The following is a 26,524-nucleotide window of genomic DNA, read 5'->3' as shown; positions in this document are numbered from 1 at the left end:
AAAAAAGGGGCGTTAGCAAGACTTGGCGAACAAGAATGAATCGGTGGTTCGTTATTTTGTTGGTGATGATCGCGGTCATATGTTTACCGCAGCTTCTTGTTAGCTCGCCGCTGACCGCAGCCGTGATCGCGGTGGCAGGCGTTTGCCTTGTGATTTGGCTTTCAGAGATCGCGCCCCCATTCGTCCCGACTATACTGCTTTGGGCTTTGATCCCGCTTGTCGTTGCTCCATTTGATCCGAGCTTGTCGCTTGCTCGCGTACTCGATTGGGCCGCGGACCCAGTTCTTGCGTTATTTCTCGGCGGTTTCGCAATGGGTGTTGCGGCCGAACTTTACGGTCTAGACCGCCAATTGATCGCTTTCGCTATTAGATATTCGGGTGGCTCCTACCGTGGATTGCTTTTTCTCGTGATCTTCCTTACTGCTTTCCTTTCAATGTGGCTTTCGAACATTGCGGCCGCTGCTCTGATGTTTGCGTGCCTTCGAACGTGGCTTGCCGAATTCGGGGAGGAGGATCTAGGTCGCCGGATGCTCTTGTTGGGTGTCGCCCTAGGCGCAGATCTTGGAGGCATTGCGACGCCGATAGGGACCGGACCAAACGCTGTCGCCATAGCTTCGATATCCGAAACGATGCCTGTCTCATTCATCGGCTGGATGGTCTTTGCGTTCCCGCTAACGATAGGAATGCTGATTATCAGTTATATCTTTTTGGTTTGGCGAAACAGAACGATCGTTGCGAGCGAAGCATGGCGAGGATATCGGAAACAGATCAAACCGGTATCGCTGGATGAGGTTGCGACCAGACAAAGAGGCATTCTAATTTGTTTGATGGTGGTTACTATTTTGTTTTGGTTGGCCGAGCCAATACACGGTATTCCCGCAGCGGTAATATCGCTTTGTACCACCGCCGCCCTTTTTCTTTTGGGTACCCTTAGCAAAGAGTCTTTGAGAAAGATAGATTGGTCCACTCTGCTTCTGATCTCCGGCGGCATCACACTGGGCAAACTGCTCGAGGCTACAAACACGGTTGGAACTTTTATTGCAGAAATTTCCCTTGATGGAATTGACCCGCGCATCGGACTTTTTGTTTTGTGTCTATTTACCGCACTCTTGGCCGCACTTATGAGCAACACGGCATCGGTAATAATGATGATCCCGATCGCCACCGCGCTGATACCATCTCCGTCCACCCCTATCATAATCGCGATCTCGGCTTCATTTGGCATTCCGTTCATTATCAGTACGCCTCCGAATGCAATGGCGTATGGGGAGGGAGGGCTTAGAGCCACTGACCTATTATGGCCGGGCCTATTGATCATGATCTCAGGCTGCTTTGTAGTGAGTTTTACAGGGCGCGAGATGCTTGCTCTTGTAGGTTTCCGCTAGTGGCTGGAAAACTCACGGTTTTCGCGGTCTCTTTAAAATAGGGAGCCTCATCCGCCCGATCTTTTCAAACACAAGGAGCTGCCCGGAATGCCCCGAAAACATGAAAGAAAGACCGTTGCTGTTGGTACGGTCCTTGATTCCTCAGCCGGAAGACGCGAATCGCGCATAAGCGATCTAAGCCTAGGCGGATGCTATGTTGAATCTATGACCGGTTTTCAACCCGGCGAAGCAGTCTCATTCGATCTTTCCGATCAGTCCGGCGGAACGGTTGGCTTCACCGGCGAGGTGGCTTACGTATTGGACGGCTTTGGATTTGGACTTCGTTTCACTAATCTCGGCCCTGAACAGATAGCCTTCCTTGAAAGAGCACTTCCCGAAGAGCAATATCACGAGCAACCTTCATATTGATCAAGGTTGACAATATCTCTACAAGGGATAATAGTTTCTCAGAATCCATTCAGAAGATTTGGGAGAAACTATGGTGTCCAACGATCCCGGCCTTGAAGCCTCTTTTACTCTTGAAGATAAACAGGGTGCGGTTATTGAAGAGCCGCCGTTCAGAATGCTGATCCTCGGTGATTGGAGCGGCAAAGGTGTCAAAGCTCCGCTTGCCGATCGCCGTCCGACAGAGATCGACCGCGATAATTTTGATGAGGTCTTAGGCCTAACGCAGCCGAAGGTAGAGATCGATATGGAGGGAGGCGCTCGGCTTGAACTTGTATTCAGAGAGCTCGACGACTTTCATCCAGACCAGATATTTAGACAAATACCTTTGTTTGCTGAACTGCGTGACCTTCGAAAACGATTAAACAGTGAGGAAACTTTTCATGCGGCCGCTCGAGACGTTCGGGAACGGTTCTCGACCCACATCGACCGAGACGGACCGGAGACCTTCAGCGAGGACGCTACTGTTACAGGAGTTTCCGCCGATGACCTGCTTGACGCCATACTGGACCGCCCGGCGGGTGGAGGGTCGGTCCCGAAGCCTAAACCGTCGGACGATCTTGGTGCTTTAGTAGCTGATCTTGTTCGCCCACATTTAGTATCAATAGATGATACTGAACGTTCCGCCTATGTCGCTGCGGTAGATGAAGCGACCAGTACGTTGATGCGAACGATCCTGCACCATCCTGGTTTCAAAGAGCTTGAGGCGGCGTGGCGGGGACTCTATCTGCTTGTAAGAAGAACGGAGACCTCGCCGGATCTGAAGCTATTCATCCTTGATATCGCAAAAGAAGAACTAGCGGAGGATCTGCGTTCTGTGGACGACCTGGAGCAGTCTGTCATCTACAAGCAATTGCTGACAGATACCAGAACCAATGAATCATGGGCCGCTCTCATCGGCAATTACGATCTTCTCCCTGAGATAGATGACATCGCGCTGCTGATGCGAACAGCAAAGATCGCGGCCGCCGCGAATGCACCGTTCATCTCGCATATGCGGCCGGATGTTCTTGGCGTTCATTCGCTCCATGAAAACCCCGATCCTGCTGATTGGCGAATAGCAGATGACAGCAGCTCGGCCAAACTTTGGGCCGCAGTTTGTGATCAATCGGAAGCAGTTTATATCGGTTTGACAACCCCGCGATTTCTCGGGCGTTTGCCTTACGGTTCCGACACCGATCCGCTCGAAGGCTTCCTATTCGAAGAGTTTGCGGATGTGCCCGCACATGATGATTATCTTTGGGCAAACTCGGCTTTCATCGCCGGACATCTGCTTGCGGCCACATTTAGCGAGCGCGGGTGGGAGATGGGTCGCCACTTCAAACAAGACATCGACGGCCTGCCGCTCCACATCTACAAGGAAGGAACAGAAACCGTTTACAAGCCTTGTGGAGAGGTGCTACTTTCAGACCGCGCGGTTGAGCTAATGATCGCGAAAGGCTTAATGCCGCTTGTTTCTTACAAAAGCACGGACAAGGTCAAGCTCGCAATGTTTCAATCCATCGCCGGAACTGCACTAAATGGCCGATGGTACTAACGATATTTTGTTGGCAATAGGCCTGCTTTGAACTACAATTTAAGTTTAGTTTTTAGCGGGCTCACCCGCTTTTGTTTTGCGCAATGTTTGATGAGAGATTCGATGTGATCGTTATTGGGGCAGGGCACGCTGGCTGTGAAGCGGCATCTGCCTCTGCGCGTCTCGGTGCCTCCACCGCACTTGTAACGATCAATCTGGACCTGATAGGTCAAATGTCGTGCAATCCGGCTGTCGGTGGAATTGCCAAGGGACACGTTGTTCGTGAGATCGATGCACTGGGCGGGATAATGGGTCGCGTGATCGACAGAACCGGAATCCAGTTTCGCCTGCTGAATCGTTCTCGAGGACCTGCAGTCCGATCGCCTCGAGCGCAAGCAGACCGCGGCCTTTACAGAACGGAGATGCGCCGCGTGCTTGAAGCCACGCCAAACTTGCATTTGCGACAAGGCCTGGTGATCGACTTAATTGTTGAGAATAATACAGTTATAGGTGTTGAGATGCAAGATACGCGGCGTTTTGAGGCGAAGGCCGTGATCATTGCGACCGGAACTTTTCTTAATGGCACTATACATACCGGCCAACAGACTTTTTCCGCAGGCCGAGCCGGCGAGCCCGCTTCGATAGAACTTGCAGAATCGCTGAAACGGCTTGGCTTTCCGGTTGGTCGTCTAAAAACGGGCACACCGCCGCGTCTGGATGGCCGTACTATAGATTGGGATGCATTCGAACCGCAGCCGCCTGACGAAAAGCCGGTGCCGTTCTCGTTTTCCACGGAACGCATTGAACAGCCGCAGATACAGTGTTTCATTGGTTACACAAGCAATAAGGTCCATCAATCCATCCGCGACAATCTGCATAGATCTCCGCTTTATTCAGGCAAGATCAAAGGAGTAGGACCTAGATACTGTCCGTCTATCGAGGACAAGGTGGTTAAGTTCGCCGGGAAAGATAGGCACCAGCTCTTCCTTGAGCCTGAAGGACATACCACTAACGAGGTCTATCTTAACGGGTTTTCGACCTCTTTGCCGTCGGAGCTTCAATTGGAACTTTTAAGAATGATCCCGGGGTTTGAAAGTGTTCAGATCATAAGGCCGGGTTATGCGATAGAGTATGACTATGTCGATCCGAGAGAGATGCTTCCAACTATGGCATCTTCTAGGTTCGAAGGTCTTTTTCTCGCTGGACAGATCAACGGAACCACAGGATATGAAGAGGCCGCTTGCCAGGGACTGATGGCCGGGATCAATGCAGCTTTTTCTGTGCAGCGTCGCAAACCGCTTATTTTAGAACGAGATAAGGCGTATATCGGCGTCCTTGTGGATGACCTCATTCGTCATGGCGTAGATGAACCCTACCGGCTTTTCACGTCTCGTGCTGAAGCAAGACTTTTGCTTCGGCATGACAATGCAGATCAAAGGCTTTCGGCAATCGGCCGTGAAGCGGGATTGGTCGGAGATGCGGATTGGGAGCGGTTCGAGAAAAAGCGGGACCGATTGGCAAGGCTTCGAAATGCATTGGATAACACTCGATTCAAACGCTCCTCGGTAGAGTATGCCGCGGTCTCAAGCTTGCTTGATGCTGACCTTGGTGATGCCTTCACGCTGTCTCAGCTTGGATTGCGGCAAGGGATAGAAAAAGAACTATTGATAAAGCTCTTGCCTTCGGATATTCGAAATGAGGTGCGTGAAACTGACCTAGATTCTGCACTAGCGGATTCGCTTTATGCCGGATATATCGAAAAACTGCGAAATGCTACCGAGCGCGTTAACCATCACGATTCACTTAAGGTCCCGGAATCTTTCAATTTTGGCAAGATCAGTGGGCTTTCAAATGAGATGGTTGAAAGATTAGAGCGTGCACGCCCGCGTACATTTTCACAGGTGCGTTCAATTCCGGGACTTACTCCGGCCGCTCTTTCGACCGTACTAGTGCATTTAACAGCTTTACAACCAAGCGAGAACACAAAAAACTAATGTGGAACGTTCCACAATTAAACCTAGTTCGGTTTGTGTTCTTCCACATTTAGCCTAAAATCATTTCAAAAGTCGCCTCTTGCGGAGCTACCTGGAGGCCGACCTCCGCATATGGGCAGAATAATCGCTATCGCTAATCAAAAAGGCGGCGTAGGAAAAACAACAACTGCAATAAATCTTGCAGCAGGATTGGCTATGGCAGGCCGGAAAGTCCTGCTCGTTGACGCTGATCCACAGGGTAATGCAACCTCAGGTGCCGGCATTGAGAAGCGGACCGGCCGCAAGTCTCTTTATCATGCATTTGTATCGGGTGATTCAGTTCGCGAGGCAGTCTTGCCTACAGAGATCGAAAAGCTTTGGGTGCTTCCGTCTGATAAGGACCTTGCAGGAGTTGAGATCGAATTTGCTGAAGATACCAATCGGGCAATCGTTCTCAAAAACCTTCTCCACCCGATCAGAGAGTTTTTCCACTATATTATAATTGATTGTCCACCTTCACTCGGCATTCTAACCATAAACGGCTTAACTGCGGCAGATTCGCTTCTTGTACCGATCCAAACCGAGTATTTTGCACTGGAAGGCGTTGCAGAACTCTTCGAAACTCTATCTCGCCTGAAGCGGGAGCTGAATCCTGATCTAAAGATCGAAGGACTTTTGCTGACAATGTTTGATGAGCGGACCAACCTTTCAACCGCGGTAGCTAAAGATCTTCGTGATTTCTATGGCCCGCAGGTGTTGCGAACTGTTATTCCGAGGAATGTTCGGCTTGCTGAGGCCCCGAGTTTTGGAAAGCCGATACTTTTATATGACCCTCGTTCGAAGGGAGCTACAAGCTATTTGGAGTTAACAAAGGAGATCATCGAACATGGCTAGAAAACCGCTCGGACGCGGACTAAGTGCCCTTTTGGGTGAGCCGGCGCGTGAAAATGCCGACCAGGACGCCCTAACTGTTGTAGCCAAAGGTGTTACAGAAATAGACATCACGCGGATAAGCGGCAATCCCGAACAACCGAGGACGCGTTTTGATGAGAAAGCGCTTGATGAGCTTGCAGCTTCCATTGCGGCAAACGGTATTGTTCAGCCGATAGTTGTGCGTGAAAAGGGCGACCAATATCAGATCGTAGCCGGAGAACGGCGCTGGCGGGCAGCACAAAGAGCAGGGCTTTCTCGCGTACCTGTCGTGGTGCGCGAGGTAGATGATGATCATATTGTCGAACTGGCATTGATAGAGAATATACAGCGTGAAGACCTCAACCCGATCGAAGAGGCTGCTGCATACCGTAAACTTATTGATACCATTGGACTTACGCAGGAGCAGATAGCCGAACGCGTTGGTAAGGAAAGATCATTAATAGCGACCGCACTGCGGTTGCTAAAGTTACCTGAAGAGATTCAGAAGCTGATCGAAGAGGGAAAGCTTTCAGCAGGACACGGACGAGCCCTGCTCCTCTCAGATGACCGCTCGACGCAAATAAGGGCGGCCCGTGAAATGATCGAGCGGCAAATGTCCGTCCGAGAGGCTGAACGAACCATAAAGCGGGCCACGTCACGCCCATCAGCAAAACCTCAGAACAAAATTTCAGAAAGGTCGATCGATCCTAATCTGCGCTATGCCGAAACGAAAATGATGCGTGCTCTTGGGACGAACGTAAAGATTCGTCCCGGAAACAAGGATGGCGCCGGCAGGATCGAGATAGAGTACTACAATAATGATGACCTCGACCGCATATTCCAACTGCTGATGGGACGTTCAAGTGAGGCAGCTTTCAGCGAATGAACTTTTTCGTCGATGATCAATAAAGGAGGACAACACGAATGACCAAGCGTTTGACGGAAATGGTCTCCTGTGCTGGTTGAGTGGCAAAACTCGCCCCAGGCGACCTTGCTCAGGTGTTGAGCAAGCTTCCGAAACAGATGAATGAAAATGTGATCGTCGGTTTTGATACTGCCGACGACGCAGGTGTATTTCGCCTTTCGGACAGCGTTGCACTTGTGCAAACAGTAGATTTTTTCACGCCCGTGGCTGATGATCCGGAGACGTATGGCCGCGTCGCTGCTATCAATTCGCTAAATGATATCTATGCAATGGGCGGCAGGCCGCTTACCGCGCTTTCGGTCGTTTGTTATCCTCAAAAGGGTGATTGGGATGTTTTGGCAAAAATACTTCTCGGCGGGCAAAACGCGATGAGCGAAGCGGGTGTCGCTATTTTGGGCGGGCATTCTGTAGATGATCAGGAGATGAAGTTTGGCTATGCAGTTACGGGAACTATCGATCCGAACCGTGTCATCACAAATGCGGGGGCAAAGCCCGGAGATATTCTTTTGTTAACAAAACCGATTGGAACCGGAGCTATCAATACGGCAGTAAAACGCGGCGTTGCGAGCGAAAAGGCTACAGAGGCATGTCTTGCAGCGATGAGCACTTCGGCCCGCGCTGCTTCTGAGGCGATGGTTAGTGCTGGAGCGAACGGCTGCACGGACGTTACCGGATTCGGGCTGTTGGGCCATGCGTTCGAGATGGCACGTGCCAGCGGCGTTACTTTTAGAATTCAATCTTCGAAAGTGCCGCTTCTTCCGGACGTGGTTGAACTTGTCGAACAGGGGATGCTTACGCGCGGAGATAGGAATAACAGGATCTACGTTGATGAGAGCGTCGCATTCGATGGCTCTGTATCCGCAACTATGCAGAGCATTCTTTTCGACCCGCAGACCGCCGGCGGACTTTTGATCAGTATTTCGGAAGCGGGAGCCGATAAATTTTTGACTCAAGTACCTGAAGCCGCGGTCGTTGGCCGAGTGGTCGAAAGAGCGGATGTTCTGATCACGGTTGAATAGATCGCGACGTAAAGGCGGCATGCTTATGTAGCCGGCAGAGAATAGAAAAATGTTTCTCTTAGTTCTCGAAAGCCTTGGAACCCAGGAATTGATCCTGATAGCGTTGGTCGCCTTGATATTCCTTGGCCCGCGCCGCTTGCCGGAGTATGCGCGAAAGATCGGAAAGGTCGTCGCCGATCTCCGCCAAACGTCGAATGAATTTCGTCAGACCTGGGAGCGCGAGGTAGATCTGGAAGGAGAGGAAAAGGCACTTGATCTTGACGCAATAGAGAAAGAAGTCGAAGAGGAAAGAACCATCGCTCGGGAACGAAAGATGGAATCTGAATTGGCTGCGCCGGAGGTACGTTCGATCGACAAGAGAGAATTTGAAAAGCTTTCGGCGGCAGCGGAGGAAACCAGCAACTCTTTGATCGCGAACGACAAGCCTAATGTAGCCGAAACCCTTTTGCCGGACAATGAAGAAGACGCGTCTGGTGCGATTCATCTATCACCATCAATGCATCTTGCGGCAAATAATCAAGCAAGGTCGGCGGCGGCTCGCCCGGCTTTTTGCCCGTCAGATGACGCGAATAGTTCTCGATGCCACGACAGAAGCCCATCTCCTTGATCATCTCAAGGTCATACATCGTGCGCTGCCGTAGCCGCTGAGCCTCAACGATCTTCCCTTCACCGATCAGCTTTTCCTCATGTTCGTCAAGCTCCGCACGTATGGTCTGCACCGCACGTTTTATCGTGTCTTTCGACATAACATAATGTGTTTTCGGGTATATCGGCAGCCGCGACGTATGCTTGAACACAACTTCTCCTAACAGCGGATCGATAGTCGCTATCGAATCGATCTCATCACCCCAAAACTCTATTCTGTAAGCCTGATCCTGATAGCTCGGATAGACCTCAACAACATCGCCGCGAACACGGAAAGTTCCGCGGTCAAAGTCGATGTTCACCCGCTCATATTGGAGTTCAACCAACTTCTTCAACAAGTCTTCCCGTTTCAACTGCATGCCCGGCTCGATGAACATCAGCATCCCAAAATACGCATCCGGATCTCCAAGGCCATAGATACATGAGACCGACGCGACTACAATAACATCACGACGTTCAAAGAGTGCGCGCGTTGCAGAGAGCCGCAGCCGGTCGATCTCATCATTTATTGTTGCCTCTTTCTCTATATAAAGGTCGGCGGCAGGCACATAGGCCTCAGGCTGATAGTAGTCGTAATAGGAAACAAAATATTCGACCGCGTTCTCCGGAAAAAAAGTCTTGAACTCTTGATAAAGCTGTGCGGCCAAAGTCTTATTGTGAGCCAGTACAAGCGTCGGCCGCTGAACTTCCTGTATTACGTTCGCAATGGTGAAAGTCTTTCCCGAACCTGTAATTCCAAGCAAAACCTGATCGCGCGCTCCCGAATTCAAACCCTCGACCAATTGCCGGATAGCCTCCGGCTGATCCCCCTTCGGCTTATTTTCACTTATGAGACGAAATTGCATAGGTTAATTATAATGCGGAGAACGTCTGCGCAAAAGGCAAGAATCAGTGCAAAACGAAGTTGGCCTACATTCGCGTGCGATAGGTTGATGAAAATTTGGACAGAAGAGATAGCTCACGCGTTATTTTAGGATCTGTCTCGTTCCAAAAACGCACGGATGCCATTCTGGCAATCATCTGTCATTCGGGCTTGGGCGTTAGTTGCGGCGCCAAATTCCAGGGCTTCCCTAAATAATGTGCCATCGATCTTATAAAGAAGCGATTTACATAGCGAGACCGCTGAAGGGCTTAACCTTGAATAAACCGAAGCATATTCGATCTGCGACGTTTCAAAATCTTCATCCTCAAATACCTTATTCACAAGGCCGAGCGATTCGGCCTCTTGTGCAGAATACTCGAAGCCCTGCGTCAAAAGTTCGAAGCTTTTTTTCTCCCCAATGTTCCGACGAACGATCGCCGATACCATTGCTGGCACGAAGCCGATCTTCACCTCCGGGTAACCGAAACGTGCGCTCTTTGTGGCAATAACCAGATCACACGCAGTCGCGAGCCCGCATCCGCCTGCTAAAGCACGGCCATGGACTGCGGCTATCACTGGGACTCTCACTTCACGAATAAGGCTAAACAATTCGGCTAGGGAACGGGCATCCTCGAGATTTTCTTCGTATGTTGCAGTCGCTATTTTCTGTATAGAAGAAAGGTCGGCACCGGAGCAAAAGTCCTTGCCCGCGCCACGAATCACCACTGCTCGCAGGCTATCATCATCATTTGCATAACGTAAAGCTGTCTTCAGCTCATCGATCAGTTCATCATTCAAAGCATTTCGCTTATCAGGGCGGTTGAGTGTGATGATGTGGACCGCATCTTCGGTCGAAGTTAAGACGACAGGCATAAGATCAGTTTAATTCTGGGGCATCGATGTACATCCGCAAAAGTGCTGTCGAGAAAGTTTTTCCTTGAGCATCCGTCATGAGGCTCAATGTCCCGCCTCCACCCAGGGCTCCATGCAGAAGAAAATTAAGAGCATTCAGATTCGGTAACTCAAATCGTTCGACCTCTCCGGTGACCATTTCACCAAAATGCTGTTTGACGCGCTCGGCAGTAACCTCGCGAACAAGTAATGGGTAATATTCGTCCTTCAAAGCTATAAGGCCGATATTCGCAGTATCTCCTTTATCTCCCGAACGTGCGTGGGCTATATCTTTCAACTGAACCCGCATAATAAAAACCTCTGATCTAAGTTTGATATGATAATAACCTATCGGAGGTCGAATTTCTTATCGTAATGAAGCTAATCCGTTTTCACATTTACATCATCCTCTCAGTTGCATTTATTGTTGTTCCCATAAATGCTCAGTCAAAGACCGAAACGGACGTACTCGAAGTCATCAAAAAAGCGGCTGAACGATCAAAGGAATATGTGGCATCGTTCCGAAACCTGATATCGGAAGAACTTAGAACCTTCGAGGTCTTGAGGGAAGATGGCTCTGTTAGACGACGTCGCACCGTCGGCTCCACATTTATTGTTTATCAACTTTCCAGCGACGACGATCGAATGATGGAATACAGGCACATCACTTCTGTCGATGGGAAACCGATCGGAAAAGCAGATGTTCGCGCTAAAGATTTCTTTGAAAAGCTCTCGCGCGCTGCCTCTTCAAAAGACGAAATCGAACAGATCCGAAAAGAAAGCTTCCGCCGCGATGAATTTGAGATCGAGGGCTACACTCTCTTTCAAGGAATTCCACTTGCAGAGAATTTCCGTGAAATAATGGAATTCAAATTCCTCAAACACGATGAGATAGAAGGCAAACCGGTTCTCGTTGTTTTCTACCAACAGATCAATCCCAGTGAAAACGTAAGGATCTATGACACCCAGGACAAGAGAGCTAAGGATGTTCTGGTGGATGTGGCCGTGGATACTGACACGCGAGTTCCGCTAAATCCGAGACTTCGGGGAACGTTGTGGATCGATGCCGCAACCCATCACATTTTGCGCGAAATAAGAGAGATGACCGCGCAACCTAATGGATTCCCCGCCCCGGTGATCGTAACCCGGTCAGACTTTACCTATTCTGAAAGTGAATTCGCGATCTTCACGCCCGCTAAGATAATGGTCGAGGTATTTACCCTTCAAATAAAGAAGAAAAGGGTGATTCCTGACGTCAGGGCGAATATGGAATATACGAGATTTACCAATCCTGATGTGGAGGTTCGCTCAGGAGATGTAAAGAATTAACTTTTTAAGATACACGAAGCGAGATCTTCAGTTATCGCATCAATGAGTCCGATCCGAAGAGCTTCACTTGCTGAAATCGGCGACGCTGTAAAAAACATTCTCAACGCGTTTGCCTGGCCGACCAACCTAGGAAGACGCTGTGTCCCACCCCATCCGGTTATAATTCCGAGGCCGGTTCCAGGGTGGCAAAAAGTGGCCTCCGCAACGGCGATCCGCTGCTCACAGGAAAGCGCAAGATCAAGCGCACCACCGTAACACGCTCCATTAATTAAAGCGGTCGTTGTTAGCGGGCACTGTTCTATTCGCTCCATAAGGCGTTGTCCTCGCGCGGCAAATCCGCGAACACGTTCAGGCTCAACCGCATTTATCTCCCGAAGATCTGCACCTGAAGCAAAAATGTTTCCGGTTCCGGTGAAAATGATACGTTCCGCACCAGATATCTTAGCTAGGTCAAGAGCGTGGTCCATTTCATCAAGCACAGATAACGAAAGCGGATTGCGGAGTTCCGGCCGAACGAACTTGATCACTATTGTCGAGTCGGATCTTTCAACCCTTACCCCATTAGACATAGGTTTCTGAAGAACAAATAATAATAAGTATGTACCGTACTGACAAAGCTCATCCATGGCACGGCATTCCAATCGGCGGCTCAGCGCCGGAGGAAGTAACTGTTTTTATTGAGATAGTCCCACGAGACACAGTAAAATACGAGGTCGATAAGGAAACGGGTTACCTAAAGATCGATCGACCGCAGCAATATTCGAACGTTGTTCCTGCGAACTATGGCTTCGTCCCACAAACGTACTGCGACATTGGAATTGCGGAACTTGCTCGGTCAAAAACCGATCTGACAATAAATGGTGGGGATGGCGATCCGTTGGACATACTTGTCCTTTCGGAACACCATATACCACGCGGCGACATCATCCTGAAGGCAAGGCCCATCGGCGGATTTTGCCTTGTGGATGATAACCAGGCCGACGACAAGATAATTGCGGTACTTAAAGGTGACAAAGTCTTTGAACAGTATCAAGAGATCGCTCAGCTGCCAAAGGGGATACTCGAGCGCTTTGAACACTATTTCCTGACATACAAATCCCTACCGGATCAGCCAAACCAGTGTGAGATCGCATACTCATATGGACGCGAGGAATCCTACAGCGTTATCAGGAACGCAGCCGCGGATTACAAGCACCTAATCCAAGACAAACTTTGACTAGTTTTGCACTTGTATTGATTTCGTTGCTGAAACTTTGATCTGACCTGCTGAATAGAATTTAGTATGTATCGATTTAATTCATAATTTTCCGTTTCCTTGAGTGGATATAGGTTTTTGCTGGGGAATATTATTTGGCACACCCTTTGCTAACACTAAAACCGAAGTAAACTTAGCAAGCAGAAGGACTCTTAGTTTATATAGTCTATATCTGCTAGATCTAAATCACACAAGGGAGGGAAAATAATGCTTTGGACTATCTTTATAATTCTTTTGGTACTTTGGGCACTTGGTTTCGGCGTTGCCGGAGCGGCGCTCGGTAATCTGATCCACATACTTCTTGTGGTAGCTGTTGTGGTTCTTATTGTTCAGCTGATAACGGGCCGACGCCCAGTATAATGTAATTCTATCCTGACTTGCGGCGGGTCCTCACCCCGCCCACATCTCATAGTTACGAAAACAGGCGAACGCACGTTTGAACTACCTAGAATTCAATTAGTTCAAAATACTCAAGTAAGCTTTCCAGGGACCAACTGCTTCCTCATACCGACGAGCCATTGCTATGGCGATCTGGCGGATGTGCGTCAGGTCATGAACCACCCAGGTGGATAGCAGTTGAGCGAGCGACACCTCACCAAACTCCGGGTGTATCCCAATAAGTGCAAGTTTTTCAGGGGTGAGTTTCCATGATGACCATTCATCAAGACACTTCCGGCGAACAACAGCGAATTCCTCTAGAAGTGTCTTGAGTGTTTTGCCTTTCGTCTTTTCAAATTGTCCGAAACGATCGAAAGGTGGAAAATGGAGATCTTCGCCCTGTGCCAAGATGACTCTGGCCCGCGGTATCCAATCAGTTTCGTCTGCGTGGATCAAATGTCCGACAATATCAAACGGCTGCCAGTCGTTATGATCGCCATTTGAGGCAGTCCACTCAACTGGCAGATCGCCAAGCCAAGCACGCAAAGTTCTCGGTGTTGCTGAGAGCACGGCGTTTGCATCGTTAACGTCAAAGTCCATACTGGTAATAGACATTCATCAAGATCAGGACTCTAATTTAGGCTGTCAACACAAATGGACCGATGTGCGGGTTTGATGTGTTTAGACACGTTTCAAGTGCCAGTATCAGCGAATCGCGAACGTCTTCAGGTGTAACAATGGCATCGACCAGGCCGCGAGCGGCGGCATGTTTTGCGTCGAGTTCGCGGTCATAGGTTTCGCGGACCTTTTGCATCTCGGAAAGCATTGCCTCGTCTGGCTCCGTGCCTTCTTTTTTGAGTTTTTCAAGCTGCGTTCCGAACATCGCCTGAACGGCGCTGTCACCTTCCATCACGCCCATTCGGCCTGTCGGCAAAGTGAAGATAAAATCCGGATCGAAACCTAGCCCCGCCATCGCATAGTATCCTGCTCCTGATGCGTGGTTTATCGTCAAGACTATTTTCGGCACGGCGGCGGTCGCCATTGCTTCGACAAAACGAGCACCGGCGCGGATGATGCCGCTATGTTCGGCATCGGCGCCAACCATAAAACCGGAAACGTCCTGGACAAAAAGTAGCGGCGTTGAATGACGGTCGCAGTTTTCGATAAAATATGCCGTCTTTTCGGCAGACTCAGTATAAACGATCCCACCGAAACGCGGAGGCTCTCCTTGCTTCCCCTTGAACATTCCGCGGCTGTTCGCTATAACCCCTACCGTAATACCGCCGATCCGGGCGGTTCCGCAGATCATTTCTTTTGCATAGTCCGCCTGGAATTCATCAAGCGAGTCCGCGTCAATAAATGTCTCAAGGACGGCGTACATATCGTAAGGAGCTTTGTGGTCCTCAGGCAAGATATCGTAAAGCTTAAAGCTAGCAGCTAAAGGATCACGACTACCTTGAATCGACACGCGAGTCGGTTCTTTTCCTGGCAGCTCCAATACAAGGCAACGTATTTTCTCGAGACATTCTTCATCATTTGCTGTTCGGTAATGAGCAACCCCGGAGATTGAATTATGGGTCATTGCTCCGCCAAGTGTTTCATTGTCGATAGTTTGGCCCGTCGCCCCTTTCACAAGGTTGGCACCGCCAAGCCCCATAAAGGAAGTGCCTTCGACCATTAGAATAACGTCCGACAACGCCGGTAGATACGCACCGCCCGCAACGCACATTCCCATCACAGCGGCAATCTGGGGAACCTTCAAATAGCGCCGCATAATCGAGTTGTAATAAAAGATGCGGGCGGCACCGTACTGCCCCGGAAAAACACCTCCCTGATAAGGCAAATTCACCCCCGCGCTATCAACGAGATACACGATGGGAACACGGTTTCGCATCGCTATCTCCTGAGCGCGCAAGATCTTCTTTATCGTTTCCGGATACCAGGCTCCGGCCTTGATGGTCGCATCGTTGGCAACAACAACACATTCTCGGCCATGGATCTTCCCGACAACCGTTACAACGGCGGCCGCTGGCGCCTGCCCGCCGTACTCGTCATATGCAACAAGTAATCCGATCTCTTGCGAGAAGGTGCCTTTGTCGAGCAAAAGCTCGATGCGTTCACGAGCCGTTAGCTTGCCTTGCTTGTGGAGTTTTTGGATCTTCTCCGGCCCGCCACCTTGCTTGAGTCGTTCTGAGAGTCGAAGGAACTCATTTGTTAATTTTCGAAGTCTGCTAGAGGGAACGTCGTTCATTGCCAATATTCTACACAAAAAAATTAAACAGCCCATCGCGATGGATGGGCTTTGAGGAAAATGATCTGATCGATATACATCAACGAATGCTAACGGATCCGGTGCTTGTGTCTGATATATTAGGGTTGTCAACGCTAACGACCCGAAGCCACGCCCTTCGACTAGCTTGCCCCCAGACCGTTATTGGTTCGCTGCCATCGTTGGGAGTATTCGCAACAAGTGTGGTCCAGTTTAGACCCAGATCACGTGATAGCTCGATTCTTACATTCCCTGCTATATTGTTCGATGCCCAGGTAACAGTTCGTTGAATTCCGCGGGGCACTGTCCCGCCCGCTGCATATGATTGAAGCAAGATGCTCGAACCGCTGTAACGGTAGTTCGCAATAGCATCAGCCGTGTTGTTTATCGAGCGAGCGTTATCGCGAAGATTATCCAGGCCGGTCGGAATACCTTGATACGCAATGAACGGATTGGAAAAGTATGCTCGTCGGGTGCAGCCATTCGGACACGGATCGACATAAGACATAACTGTTCGGAACACACCATTAGCGTAGTGTCCATAGCCATAAGGAAATGTCGCACCGCTTCCGTTCTCAGGATTGTGCTGGCTACCCATGTTATGCCCGAGCTCGTGAGCAAATGAAAGGTTGCCGACAGCACAGCTTCGTGCCGTAACGGTAAATCCATTGTTGGGATTGCCTGATGGATTGCTGCCCATAAGGTAGCCTACGCCGCAGGCTCCAGATATCTCGCCTATTGCTGCTACAAGGTCTGCGTTAACGGTGTTTCTTGTTGTTTGGATGGTTGCGCTGTTTCGTAAATTGCTGAGGTCAGTGCTGTAGCTCGTCGTTTCTGTATAAACCCATTCCTGTGCGCTCACCATTCGGACACGCTGGCGTATCCGGCTGTTAACGTATGCGGTATTGGTTGAGTCAATGGCATTCTGGGAGAGCACCTGCGCCTGTACGTCGCCACCGAGGAAATTCTTTGTTGCCGTCGTATAGACAACAAGAACATCGATCCGATCACCAGAATCAACAGCCGGCCCCGCCTCGTTTTTCGGACGATCAAACTGCTTTTCCTCTGATCTGATCTCGCCACCGCATTCGGGGAAAAGCGATTGATCCAATTTAGCCAGGATATGATGTTGCCCACGCGGGATGATCTCATAGACGGCATCCGGAGTATAAATTAGTCCGGCAACGTGGCCCTTTAGGAAGGTCAATATAACATCGCCCTCGAATTTCCCTTCCAGGATCTTGCCTCGCCACGTAACGTCATCCATCGCCCGAAATTCCTTAGACAGACGCGAAGCGGTATGAACCTTACCTTCGTCGAACGTGATCTCAAAGACGTCGGGCGCGGTAAAAGCCTCGCTGGCGAATTCGATCATAAATTCAGCAATGCTGGCAGGCGAGCTTTTTTCTGTAAAGACACTCTCGGTTTTAGTGATGCTGAAAAGTTTTGCCCTAGTTTGAGCATTCACAACTGTGATCGAAAAAAATAAGAGAAATAAGCCGGATAGTAAGATCTTCATCATTGATTCTCAATAATAAATGTCGGCACCATGCCGCCACCAGAAGAAACATTCGCCAATTCGGAAGTAGAAAGCCGCGTGAAAGCGGAACCGACAATCCCATTAAAAAGAAGAGGGTCAAGGTCAACAAGCTGTTCGACCATTCCCCATTTTCCGTGTTCGTCAAATATCATCGGGAACATCTCTTTGGCGGTGCTTACACGTTCCTGCACAAGATAATCACCATCGGCAAGGGCTGCCGCAATCGCCGCATCCCACTCGGCTTCACTCGAATTCCAACCGATGTATATGCCGTGGCCACCATAATCATCATTCGGCTTTAAAACGAGTTTTGACGAATTCGAACGGGTCCATTCGACCAGATCGATCTCATTTCCCGCATTTAGGGTTCGTTCCTCGCGAAACTTTCGCGTCCATGGGACGTGAGCGGCGATAGCTTCCGTTTCCGTCCCATTAAAAAGTTTAGCGTATTTCTCATTGGTGAGGACAGAAAAAATAGCCTTCTTATGGATCAGCTTTCCCCGAAAGCTATTGACCATACACACCGCGCCGGCCCGATATGCTTCCAAAAGAGCCGGAGCTTCGTCCATTATCGGCAAATATTCATTTACGAGTAACCGCTTGTAAATAACGTCAATTGCCACACCGCCAAACCACAGCTTTCCGTTATCAAATTCAAGGTCTTGAGGCGCACAGATAACGGCATCGTAGCCCTGCGCTTCGAAATAGTCACGGAACAGATCAAATTCTTTTTGCGTTGGCAGGTCTTTTAGATCCACGATCGCGATGATCGGCTTTCTATTAGCCTTCCCGCTGCCGAATTCGTTCCAGCATTCGAGGAGAACGCTGAGCATCTTCTCCCTACCCGAAAATCCCGAGTAAGGATACCGTTCCCCAAATTTCCTCATCACAGGAAGATCCGTGAATATCTCTGACGCGGCGTCGGCGTAAGCTATGCCCGCGGGACTTTCCCCGTTGAGTTCAACAAAGCTATACGCACTTTCGGTAAGAAACGAATCAAGACGGGCCGTCGGTGAAACTTGCCTGTATCCGGGATCGATCTTTACAAGCTCTCTTTCTATTTCGGTGATGCCGAGCTCATCCAGAAGCAGTTCGTCACTAACGGCCGCATCTTTTACTTTTTGCAATGCGCTCCATATGGTTTCGCAAGCGTTCGCGGCCTTTTGCCAATCCGAACGCTTCACAAAATGTGGGCGGAGATAGGGCGACAGCGGACGTCCGCCGAAGATCAGAAGATTTCGCTCAAGGCCACTTTGAAGTTGTTCAAAGCTTTCATTAGCAAGTTCGTGATCTTCGAGCAGCGAATGATAGTAGGCGACGGCTTCTTTATGCATATTTGCAGGAGGACAGCATTGGTTAGCTACCCATCTTTACAATTTGGTCAAATTCGGCCTTTGTAAGCGACATAACAGAAATACGGCCGTTCCTGACAAGCAAAATATTCGATAGCTTAGGTTCAGCCTTGATTGAAGAAAGCGGAACCGGAGTCTTAAGTTTTTTACCTGCCTTCAGCTCAACAGCAATCCAAGCCGGATCATCCGCGGTCGGGTCTTGAAATGCCTCTTTCGAAACGGTTGCGAACCCAACAACCGCCTTTTCATCGCCGGAATGATAAAAGAGAACCTCGTCACCTTTCTGCATATCGCGCAAAAAGTTCCGAGCTTGATAGTTTCGCACACCGGTCCAATCCGTCTTTTTCTCTTTCTGAAAATCATCGAAAGAATACGAACCGGGTTCTTGTTTCACCAGCCAATAGTTCATTTTCTTTTTCCAATACTTCTAGGTTTTCTTTTGAGCTTTTACCGCTTTTTTGTTCAGCCAGCGAGCCATCCGCTCCACGTAGGGCCTTATGGGCTTGAATATCTTTGCACGGATGCTGTTCTTGTTCTGCTCTTCGCTCCAAGTGTAACGCCGTGCCAGGTGGATAGAACGCGAGCGGGATAAAGCACTGAAAGCCGCCGGTCTTGTCCTGCTGTTCGCGAAGACGCACGAGATGGTCGATGCGGTCTTCGATCGATTCGATGTGGCCGTAGAGCATCGTCGCGTTTGTCTTCAGGCCGGCTTTGTGAACCTTGCCGGCAAGTTCGAGCCAGCGGTCGCCGTCGCATTTATGGTCGCAGATGCGTGAACGTGTGGGTTCGGCAAAGATCTCGGCACCGCCGCCGGGACAGGAATCCATTCCTGCGGCCTTGAGCTTTTCGATGACATCTTCGTCGGACATCTTGTAAAACCGAGCAAAGAAGTCGAGCTCGACCATCGTGAGGGCTTTGAGATGCAGCTTTGGAAACTCGCGCTTTAGCGACGAAAAAAGATCGGTGTAATAGCTGAAGGGAAGTTTGCTGTTGAGCCCGCCGACGATATGCAATTCGGTCGCTCCCTCGGCCACCGCCGCGCGTGCGATCTCGATGCCTTCTTCGATCGAATGCGTGTATGCGTCTTCCTGACGAGCACGGCGATAAAATCCGCAGAACTTGCAGTCCGCGACGCAGATGTTCGTGTGATTGAAATGACGGTTGACGTTGTAATACGTCGTCAGCCCGTGCTTGCGGCGCCGAACCGTGTCTGCGAGTTTACCCAGCGCGTTGAGGTCGGTCGTTTGGAACAACGCCATACCTTCGTCAAACGTCAACCGCTCGCCGTCTTCAACCTTGAAGGCAATGTCGATCAAATTCTTATCAAATGAGAACTGCATACTAATGAGATAATTTTATCAGAAATCAGGGGTGGGGCGTATTGGTAAATACTAGTCCAACAAGGCTTCCGGGAAATAGGTGAAGCCTGTCAATTCGGCCAGATCAGGATATTTGGTGAGCAGGTGGCGGCAGATAACGCGGGGGCTCTGGTAGGTTTGAAAAGCCTTAAAGAGCAGCAGTTCGAATGCCGAAGATTCTATCCAGTCAACATCCTTAGTAAATCCTGTCACGAGTGCAACTCCGGTAGCCTCCGCAAAATATGCCACCTCGCGCGGTTTTCGCATCGTGCTGCAGGTGCCAAAATGGACGATCCAATTGCCGAACCGTTTGCCCATCATTTCGGCAAGTTCGGTCAAAGTTATCTTTCCGCTGTGAAGGTGTATCTTGCCCGGCGATCCGTGAAAGGCGAAATAAAGAACGCCATAATTGCGTTTGCACAGCAGATTCAGGTTGTAGCGGAGTTCTTCTCGTGTGTTGCAGGTAAGGTGGCTGAATCTGGCCTCCATGGTACGTGAAACCAGTTCCAGCGTTGGCAAGACATTGAGCCGATTCTCGATACGCCTCGTCCACATTGATTCAAGGCAAGCAATGTTTCGTTTCCTTCGTGACATTACTGATGCTCTGCGAAAAAGACAGCCGAACCGAACGAAATAAGCAGAATAAAACTGACGAACGCATTCGTCGTGAAAAATGCGGTGTTCATTCGCGAAAGATCGTTTGGTTTGACGAGGGTATGCTGATAGATCAGCAGCGCCCCAACCAGAGCAACGCCGGCGACAGCCGGCCAGCTCAACCCGGAAACTAAATAGAGCAGTACCAAAACGATAAACGCCTGAAAATGGAAAAGCCGAGCGATCCAGAGGGCGCGGGCAATGCCAAACCGTGCCGGGATCGAATGAAGCCCTGCACGCTTGTCGAAATCGTGATCTTGGCACGCATACAGGACGTCAAAACCTGCAGTCCACATAAGTACGAACAAAGATAAGAGCAGCGGAACTTCCGAATCTATTGCTCCGCGCACCGCGATCCAGGCAGCGGTCGGAGAAATGGCAAGTGCCCAGCCGAGCAGCAGATGTGCGAAGGCGGTGAACCGTTTGGCGTATGAGTAGCCAAGTACGCTAAGCAAAGCGACCGGCGAAAGCGCGAATGTCAGCCAATTTAACGACCAAGATGCCAAAAGAAATATGCCGATTGAAATAAATAGAAATCCCCATGCGAATCCTAAAGAAAGCCGTCCGCTCGGTAATTCACGGTTGGCGGTTCGCGGGTTTTGGGCATCGATGTCACGATCGACGATCCGATTGAACGTCATAGCTGCCGAACGCGCGCCGATCATTGCGGTCGTGATCCATAGTATCTGATGCCACGTCGGCAAGCCGTTCGCCGCAAGTATCGCCCCGAGAAAGGCGAACGGAAGCGCAAAAAGCGTGTGCTCGAATTTTATCATCTCGAGTGTGGTCTTAAGCTTAGAAACCATTCCGGTCATTTAGAAAATTATAATCGGAAATCTCACAAAGCGCGTCTTTGGTAAAACATATCACCGTCCGGAGCGGGCCTGGGAAAGTCTGAGGGCCTGGCGGCGAACTGCGTCGGGTACATTTTTGCTCTTCGAGATCGCGGTGAGATCTCGTAATTGCAGTCGCGTTAATATTGGCAGCACGTTCGCTATCGGCGTACGCGGGTTCCTCGCAAGGTTATGCATTATCGGATAGCTGCGTGCCCACTGACGATCGTTTGCGATCTTTCGGAGCACATCTTCAGTTACTGAACGCATCGCGGCGATCTTCTCCACTTCCTGTTCGGTTATCTTTGGATTGTTCACCACAGCTTGGCAGACGATGCGGTTCGGATCGCGTATGAGAATATTTCTCGCCTCGCGGTCGCCTTTCATCGCCAACCGCACGCGGTCTTTCATTCCCATCTTCATTATCCGATTTATCATCGAGATACGTTCGGTCGGTAGATCGAATTCATCTGCGGAAAGCTCACCGAGTATCCTGTTCACTATGGCCGCCCGTTCTTCAGGAGTTTCTTCGTAAAACTCTTCAAGATACTCAAGGCCCATCCATGAATCGTCGATGTCCGCGTCCGGTATTTCGATCATCTCGGCCAAAAGTATCGCGTCCTCGGCAGAGAGATCGGAACCATCCATTTCTGAGCTTTCAAAGAACTCGGCTGCGGCGATCTTTCCTTGTGCCCTAAGCTCATTAGCGATCTGCTTCGCCCCGCGTTCCTTTTCAAAGAACTCGCGTTTGGTCTCTGATGCTCGACGTCCGGCCTCTGAAGTGCTGTTCGGATTGGAGATAATTGCATCTATCAGCCCCGGCGAGCGCAGCAACAACTGTTGATTCAACGAAAGAAGTTCAAGCAATTCGCCATTCTTTGCATTCTGTGCCAGTGCTATGATACTGGCCTCCGGCGTGCGGCCATTATTGATCGCAGCAGTAGCAACCACTTCTTCCACAACCTCTGCATGTTCGGCAAAGTAGCCAAGCACCGAAGCAGCTATCGATCGATCGTTCATCGCATCCAGGAGAAGCATTGCGTCCTGCTCCCGGATAGTCGATGAAGCCAGCTTCGAGAGCTCTTCGTCTTCCGATGTCACAAGGTTTACAAGTATCTCCAGAAGGTCTGTCGGAGGCAGCGGCAAGATCCCGCGAGCCGCCGCAATCTGTGCGTTGCGCGGAGCTTTGCCCTCTATCACGGCCCTTACGACCGGGTTGGTTGATTCAATGCTAAGTGCCATATTCGGATCTAACCGCGGCTGAAAAGGCCGATGAACAGCCCCGCGGACGGGAAGTTACGATAAGTCTAACATAGCCGACCAGCATCTTGACTAAGTAATTGTATTCGCCTAACTTTAAGCTTTGCCTGGCGACCGCGGTCCGCTCCAGGCGCTGCCAGAACTTAAGCATGTTAAAGGAAAAATTAGGACAAGCGATCGATCAACGAAAAGCGAAGATCGGGGTTATCGGATTAGGTTATGTGGGGCTTCCGCTAATTGTCGAATTTTGCCTCAAAGGTTTCGACGGAATCGGATTTGAGGTCGATGAGAATAAAGCAAAACAGGTAAATGAAGGCATTTCCTACATCGTAGATGTGCCGAGCGAGAACCTAAATAAGTGCGTTGAGGCGGGCCATTTGGTCGCGACGACCGATTTTTCCCGGCTCACAGAATGTGACGTCATTGTTATTTGCGTCCCAACGCCGCTTCGCAAGACCAAGGACCCCGATATGTCCTTCATACTTTCAGCGGGTGAAGAGATCCAGAAATACATGCGGAAGGGACAGCTTGTCCTTCTGGAATCCACCACCTATCCCGGAACAACGGATGAGGTTCTACTCCCGATGCTTGAGGCGAAAGGTTTTAAACTCGACGAAGACTTTCTCTTGGGGTTCTCTCCGGAACGCGTCGATCCGGGCAATCCGCAGTTTCAGACACATAATATAACAAAGGTGGTCGGGGGCGTATCTTCTGCTTCTACCGAGGTTGCGGCCAAGCTTTATGGGACGATCGTCGATAGTGTTCACCCGGTCTCATCGGCTCGGGTCGCCGAGGCATGCAAGCTTTGGGAGAATACTTTTCGAGCGATCAACATCGGTATGGCAAATGAAATGGCCCGTTTGTGTAATGCACTTGGTATTGATACTTGGGAGGTGGTTCGAGCGGCGGCTACCAAGCCCTTCGGTTTTATGCCGTTTTATCCAGGGCCTGGTATTGGGGGGCACTGCATCCCGCTTGACCCGCATTACCTTTCATGGAAAGCTCGTCAGCACGGTTTTGATTCACAATTCATCTCCTTGGCAGAACAGGTGAATTCTTCGATGCCAAGATACGTTGCAGGGCTGGTTCGTGACGCGTTGAATGAAAAGGAAAAGTCGGTCAAGGGGGCAAACATACTCATCCTTGGGGTTGCATACAAAAAGGATATCGATGATATGCGCGAATCGCCGGCGCTTTCGATCATCGACCTGCTGAGATCGCGCGGAGCGAATGTCTATTACCACGATCCTTTCGTTCCCGAGGTAACATTCGACCATTCATACACTATCGGCGATGGCGAACCTTTATTCAGCAGGGAACTTACCGACGAACTTATTCGCGAAACGGACTGCGTGGTGATCTGTACCGACCATACCGATGTTGACTATGGCCGCGTTTGCGATATTTCGTCACTTATCGTTGATACACGCAACGCGCTTTCGGAGGATTTCCGTAAACAAAGCTCCGCAACCATCATACGGCTTTGATAGAGAGGCTATCTAAGTCGCTGGGACGCGACCTGACTTCGTGCAGCATCCGGCAATTTATCTGTAATTTCTCATTTTTGTTTTACGCTTATTTTTTTCCTTTGATGGTCATTGGATAACCGGCATTTTTCCATGCCTGAGTCCCGCCAAGCAAAGCGTATGCTTCTTCGATCCCTTTTTCATTGAGTTTTTGTACCAGACCGGCACTTGCATTCTCGGCCGGTCAGGAGCAATAGGCAATGATCTTTTTGCCCTTGGGTATCGAATCGAATTTTTCCTCTACTTTTAGCGTGGGAACGTTTATAGCTCCGGTAATATGCTCGTTTGTAAATGAAGCTTCGGAATGCGTATCAATAAATACCGCCGTTCCGGCATCATAAGCGGTTTTCGCGTCTGCAAGCGAGATGCGTTTGGCAGAAGGAAAGGGGATATTGTTCTTCACCGGCGATGGTTGTGTATTTAGAATCTCCCGACCGGCTTGGGAAACATTCGCGTTATCCGACTGACAGCCCGCGATCGAGAACGCAATAGCAAACATTGCCGCGATCTTTGTTTTAGAGGTCATACTGACTGGAAATTTTTCACTTTCTTTACGCCTCGCCAAATGCTTTCAGCACCTCATCGGCATGTTCAGTAACCTTTACCTTATCGAATATCTTGACCAGTTTGCCGTCAGGATCTATTAAAAAAGTCTTCCGATGCGTGCCCATGTACTTCTTGCCGTACATACTTTTTTCGCCCCAGACGCCATACTTTTCAACTAACTTCTTGTCAGTGTCCGCAAGAAGATCGAATGGCAGCTTGTACTTTTCGATGAATTTCTGATGTGACTTTTCATCGTCGATCGAAACGCCCAACACTTTAATGCCTTTCTTTTTAAAAACCTCATATGAATCGCGAAGCGAACAGGCCTGCTTCGTACATCCCGGAGTATCGTCTTTCGGATAAAAATAAAGAACAACACGCTGTCCGCGAAGGTCGGAAAGTTTTACCTTATTTCCGTTTTGATCCTTTGCCGTAAAATCAGGAGCTTTCTTGCCGATCTCTAACATATTCTCGTTTCCCCTTGTATGGTTGATATTCTGTTCATCACGATTCTGAACCATACTCGCTTTGTTCGCAATCGCCCATTATTTCTTTTTCCCGAAATTCCATCTCAGGCCCGTAGTGATCAGTACGTCATTCTTTTCAGCAGTGCCGACCGGGTCATTGTTAAAGCGGTCGCCAACGGTGATGTGCCACCCGATTCGCTTCGTTATATCTGCCGAGAAGGTTGAATCAAAAATGAAGCGGAACTCACGCCGATCGGTAACATTCTGGTAAACCGTAAAGGTGCTTTGCAGCTTCAGCCGCTCGTGGAAGCGATGTTTCAAAACGGCACCGGCAAGCCCTTCAGGTGTATCTGTGTTCGGGCCTATCTGCCAGGTTCTGTTCCAGGCCGCACCTAAAAGAAGGTCCACTTCGGTATTCTCATTTCGGATCGGACGATAACCGACCCCACCTCCTAGCACAGAGCGAAAATTCAGCCGTTTCGGGCGGTCTCGCTCAAAATCATATGAAGCAAAACCGAATATTTTACCGTTTAGATTTCTGTCATACCTTGTGCCGCCCCAGATCGCGTTCTGCGTTGTGTTGAAGGCCGTTCGTTTCCGGTCGTTATGCCACTGGCTTCGGACATATACCGTCAGCTTGTCGATACCGCCGGTCTTTACGGCACGAATACCGGTGGTCATCGTTGATGTACGTGAATTGCCGGTTGTATAACTGAAGCCGATGTTCGCGTTGCCTTCCCACCCTTCGGCGATGCCTATATATCTTCCGCCGAAAAGCCTCGCCTTTGGTGGAGGGGGCGTTATCGGTTCAGTCTTTTCCTTCACGGTCACGGGGATGGCCTTTGCATCATTTCCCGCATTTCCTGCTGACGCCTCTTCGGTTCTATCAGCGATCGACGCGATGTGCTCCGCGGAGATCATTATCTTTCCTGCATAATCGGTCTCGATGATGACGTGTTCATCATTGCGCTCGATTATTTTACCGGAGATCTTGTCTCCGTTCTTGAGTTTTACCTCATTAGGAAAAACGGCAGAAGTGAGTACGGCCGCAAACAATGGGGCCGCCAGCCAATGCAGTTTCTTCAGCATACGTGCTAGCCTTTATTTGAAATTTTAACCGGCAGGGTGAAGCCGATGTTGATAATGCTAACATTATGAATACGTGATGTGAATTAGATGCGCTGA

At 49.9% G+C, this 26,524-nt stretch carries 27 protein-coding genes and 1 pseudogene; 12 read left to right on the top strand and 16 right to left on the bottom strand.

All coding sequences use genetic code 11. The features are described 5' to 3' along the window. The first annotated feature begins 35 nt into the window (after positions 1-35). The 8 genes and pseudogenes from JVX88_RS05415 to JVX88_RS43885 form a co-directional block, all read left to right on the top strand. On the top strand, positions 36-1,385 hold the full coding sequence (locus JVX88_RS05415) for an SLC13 family permease (protein ID WP_211626313.1): 1,350 nt from the start codon (positions 36-38) through the stop codon (positions 1,383-1,385). An 87-nt stretch (positions 1,386-1,472) separates the two neighbouring features. Next, the gene (locus JVX88_RS05410; protein WP_211626312.1) at positions 1,473-1,793 is read left to right on the top strand and encodes a PilZ domain-containing protein; all 321 of its coding nucleotides are present in this window, start codon (positions 1,473-1,475) and stop codon (positions 1,791-1,793) included. A gap of 70 nt (positions 1,794-1,863) precedes the next feature. After that, the gene (locus tag JVX88_RS05405; protein WP_211626311.1) at positions 1,864-3,366 is read left to right on the top strand and encodes a type VI secretion system contractile sheath domain-containing protein; all 1,503 of its coding nucleotides are present in this window, start codon (positions 1,864-1,866) and stop codon (positions 3,364-3,366) included. Between the two features lie 83 nt (positions 3,367-3,449). After that, a complete protein-coding gene (gene mnmG, locus JVX88_RS05400) occupies positions 3,450-5,339 on the top strand; it encodes a tRNA uridine-5-carboxymethylaminomethyl(34) synthesis enzyme MnmG (protein ID WP_211626310.1) in 1,890 nt (629 codons plus the stop codon). 111 nt (positions 5,340-5,450) lie between these two features. Next, a complete protein-coding gene (locus JVX88_RS05395; protein ID WP_211626309.1) occupies positions 5,451-6,212 on the top strand; it encodes a ParA family protein in 762 nt (253 codons plus the stop codon). Then, positions 6,205-7,116, top strand: a complete 912-nt coding sequence (locus JVX88_RS05390) for a ParB/RepB/Spo0J family partition protein (protein WP_211626308.1) — start codon at positions 6,205-6,207, stop codon at positions 7,114-7,116. Before JVX88_RS05395 ends, JVX88_RS05390 begins: the two co-directional genes overlap by 8 nt. Before the next feature lie 80 nt (positions 7,117-7,196). Further along, positions 7,197-8,174: a selenide, water dikinase SelD gene (selD, locus tag JVX88_RS05385; RefSeq protein ID WP_211626307.1), complete on the top strand. Its 978-nt coding sequence runs from the start codon at positions 7,197-7,199 to the stop codon at positions 8,172-8,174. A gap of 49 nt (positions 8,175-8,223) precedes the next feature. Beyond that, positions 8,224-8,325: pseudogene (locus tag JVX88_RS43885) on the top strand (twin-arginine translocase TatA/TatE family subunit); the annotation flags it as partial. Positions 8,326-8,599: 274 nt separating this feature from the next. On the opposite strand, the gene JVX88_RS05375 reads toward JVX88_RS43885, so the two are convergent. The 3 genes from JVX88_RS05375 to JVX88_RS05365 form a co-directional block, all read right to left on the bottom strand. Next, a complete protein-coding gene (locus tag JVX88_RS05375; RefSeq protein ID WP_211626306.1) occupies positions 8,600-9,664 on the bottom strand; it encodes a DEAD/DEAH box helicase family protein in 1,065 nt (354 codons plus the stop codon). Positions 9,665-9,789: 125 nt separating this feature from the next. After that, positions 9,790-10,554, bottom strand: a complete 765-nt coding sequence (locus JVX88_RS05370; RefSeq protein WP_211626305.1) for an enoyl-CoA hydratase/isomerase family protein — start codon at positions 10,552-10,554, stop codon at positions 9,790-9,792. Positions 10,555-10,558: 4 nt separating this feature from the next. After that, the gene (locus tag JVX88_RS05365) at positions 10,559-10,882 is read right to left on the bottom strand and encodes a hypothetical protein (protein ID WP_211626304.1); all 324 of its coding nucleotides are present in this window, start codon (positions 10,880-10,882) and stop codon (positions 10,559-10,561) included. Between the two features lie 65 nt (positions 10,883-10,947). On the opposite strand from JVX88_RS05365, the gene JVX88_RS05360 reads away from it, so the two are divergent. Then, on the top strand, positions 10,948-11,901 hold the full coding sequence (locus tag JVX88_RS05360; protein WP_211626303.1) for a hypothetical protein: 954 nt from the start codon (positions 10,948-10,950) through the stop codon (positions 11,899-11,901). On the opposite strand, the gene JVX88_RS05355 is transcribed toward JVX88_RS05360, so the two are convergent. Further along, on the bottom strand, positions 11,898-12,470 hold the full coding sequence (locus JVX88_RS05355; protein WP_211626302.1) for an enoyl-CoA hydratase/isomerase family protein: 573 nt from the start codon (positions 12,468-12,470) through the stop codon (positions 11,898-11,900). The genes JVX88_RS05360 and JVX88_RS05355 overlap by 4 nt on opposite strands. A gap of 29 nt (positions 12,471-12,499) precedes the next feature. Between JVX88_RS05355 and JVX88_RS05350 the strand changes: the two genes are divergently transcribed. Beyond that, positions 12,500-13,117 (top strand): inorganic pyrophosphatase, encoded by a 618-nt coding sequence (locus tag JVX88_RS05350; protein WP_211626301.1) that lies wholly within the window; start codon positions 12,500-12,502, stop codon positions 13,115-13,117. A gap of 246 nt (positions 13,118-13,363) precedes the next feature. Next, positions 13,364-13,516 (top strand): lmo0937 family membrane protein, encoded by a 153-nt coding sequence (locus JVX88_RS05345; protein ID WP_211626300.1) that lies wholly within the window; start codon positions 13,364-13,366, stop codon positions 13,514-13,516. 96 nt (positions 13,517-13,612) lie between these two features. Here JVX88_RS05345 and JVX88_RS05340 read toward each other — a convergent pair whose 3' ends face one another. The 9 genes from JVX88_RS05340 to JVX88_RS05300 form a co-directional block, all read right to left on the bottom strand. Next, complete coding sequence (locus JVX88_RS05340) at positions 13,613-14,149, bottom strand: DinB family protein (protein WP_211626299.1); 537 nt, start codon at positions 14,147-14,149, stop codon at positions 13,613-13,615. Between the two features lie 22 nt (positions 14,150-14,171). After that, complete coding sequence (locus JVX88_RS05335) at positions 14,172-15,785, bottom strand: acyl-CoA carboxylase subunit beta (protein ID WP_211626298.1); 1,614 nt, start codon at positions 15,783-15,785, stop codon at positions 14,172-14,174. A 79-nt stretch (positions 15,786-15,864) separates the two neighbouring features. Beyond that, positions 15,865-17,325, bottom strand: a complete 1,461-nt coding sequence (locus tag JVX88_RS05330; protein ID WP_211626297.1) for a reprolysin-like metallopeptidase — start codon at positions 17,323-17,325, stop codon at positions 15,865-15,867. Further along, positions 17,322-18,677, bottom strand: a complete 1,356-nt coding sequence (locus tag JVX88_RS05325) for a hypothetical protein (RefSeq protein WP_211626296.1) — start codon at positions 18,675-18,677, stop codon at positions 17,322-17,324. The genes JVX88_RS05330 and JVX88_RS05325 overlap by 4 nt, the downstream gene beginning before the upstream one ends. A gap of 22 nt (positions 18,678-18,699) precedes the next feature. Next, positions 18,700-19,104 (bottom strand): EVE domain-containing protein, encoded by a 405-nt coding sequence (locus JVX88_RS05320; RefSeq protein WP_211626295.1) that lies wholly within the window; start codon positions 19,102-19,104, stop codon positions 18,700-18,702. Then, a complete protein-coding gene (locus JVX88_RS05315) occupies positions 19,055-20,035 on the bottom strand; it encodes a radical SAM protein (protein WP_211626294.1) in 981 nt (326 codons plus the stop codon). The genes JVX88_RS05320 and JVX88_RS05315 overlap by 50 nt, the downstream gene beginning before the upstream one ends. A 51-nt stretch (positions 20,036-20,086) precedes the next feature. Continuing rightward, on the bottom strand, positions 20,087-20,647 hold the full coding sequence (locus tag JVX88_RS05310) for a DUF6642 family protein (protein ID WP_211626293.1): 561 nt from the start codon (positions 20,645-20,647) through the stop codon (positions 20,087-20,089). Beyond that, positions 20,647-21,513: a UbiA-like polyprenyltransferase gene (locus JVX88_RS05305; protein ID WP_211626292.1), complete on the bottom strand. Its 867-nt coding sequence runs from the start codon at positions 21,511-21,513 to the stop codon at positions 20,647-20,649. The genes JVX88_RS05310 and JVX88_RS05305 overlap by 1 nt, the downstream gene beginning before the upstream one ends. Before the next feature lie 60 nt (positions 21,514-21,573). After that, entirely contained in the window at positions 21,574-22,782 is a 1,209-nt protein-coding gene (locus JVX88_RS05300; protein ID WP_211626291.1) for a hypothetical protein, read from the bottom strand. Positions 22,783-22,949: 167 nt separating this feature from the next. On the opposite strand from JVX88_RS05300, the gene JVX88_RS05295 reads away from it, so the two are divergent. Next, positions 22,950-24,287, top strand: a complete 1,338-nt coding sequence (locus JVX88_RS05295) for a nucleotide sugar dehydrogenase (RefSeq protein WP_211626290.1) — start codon at positions 22,950-22,952, stop codon at positions 24,285-24,287. A 223-nt stretch (positions 24,288-24,510) separates the two neighbouring features. On the opposite strand, the gene JVX88_RS05290 is transcribed toward JVX88_RS05295, so the two are convergent. From JVX88_RS05290 to JVX88_RS05280, 3 genes are all read right to left on the bottom strand, one after another. Then, the gene (locus tag JVX88_RS05290) at positions 24,511-24,852 is read right to left on the bottom strand and encodes a rhodanese-like domain-containing protein (RefSeq protein WP_211626289.1); all 342 of its coding nucleotides are present in this window, start codon (positions 24,850-24,852) and stop codon (positions 24,511-24,513) included. Positions 24,853-24,877: 25 nt separating this feature from the next. Continuing rightward, positions 24,878-25,339: a thioredoxin-dependent thiol peroxidase gene (gene bcp / locus JVX88_RS05285; protein ID WP_211628621.1), complete on the bottom strand. Its 462-nt coding sequence runs from the start codon at positions 25,337-25,339 to the stop codon at positions 24,878-24,880. 78 nt (positions 25,340-25,417) lie between these two features. Continuing rightward, the gene (locus JVX88_RS05280) at positions 25,418-26,428 is read right to left on the bottom strand and encodes a YdiY family protein (RefSeq protein WP_211626288.1); all 1,011 of its coding nucleotides are present in this window, start codon (positions 26,426-26,428) and stop codon (positions 25,418-25,420) included. Positions 26,429-26,524: the final 96 nt, after the last annotated feature.

Source organism: Leptolyngbya sp. 7M (genome assembly GCF_018128485.1).
The sequence above is the reverse complement of the archived record's forward strand: the minus strand, read 5'-3'. Positions and strand labels throughout refer to the sequence as shown.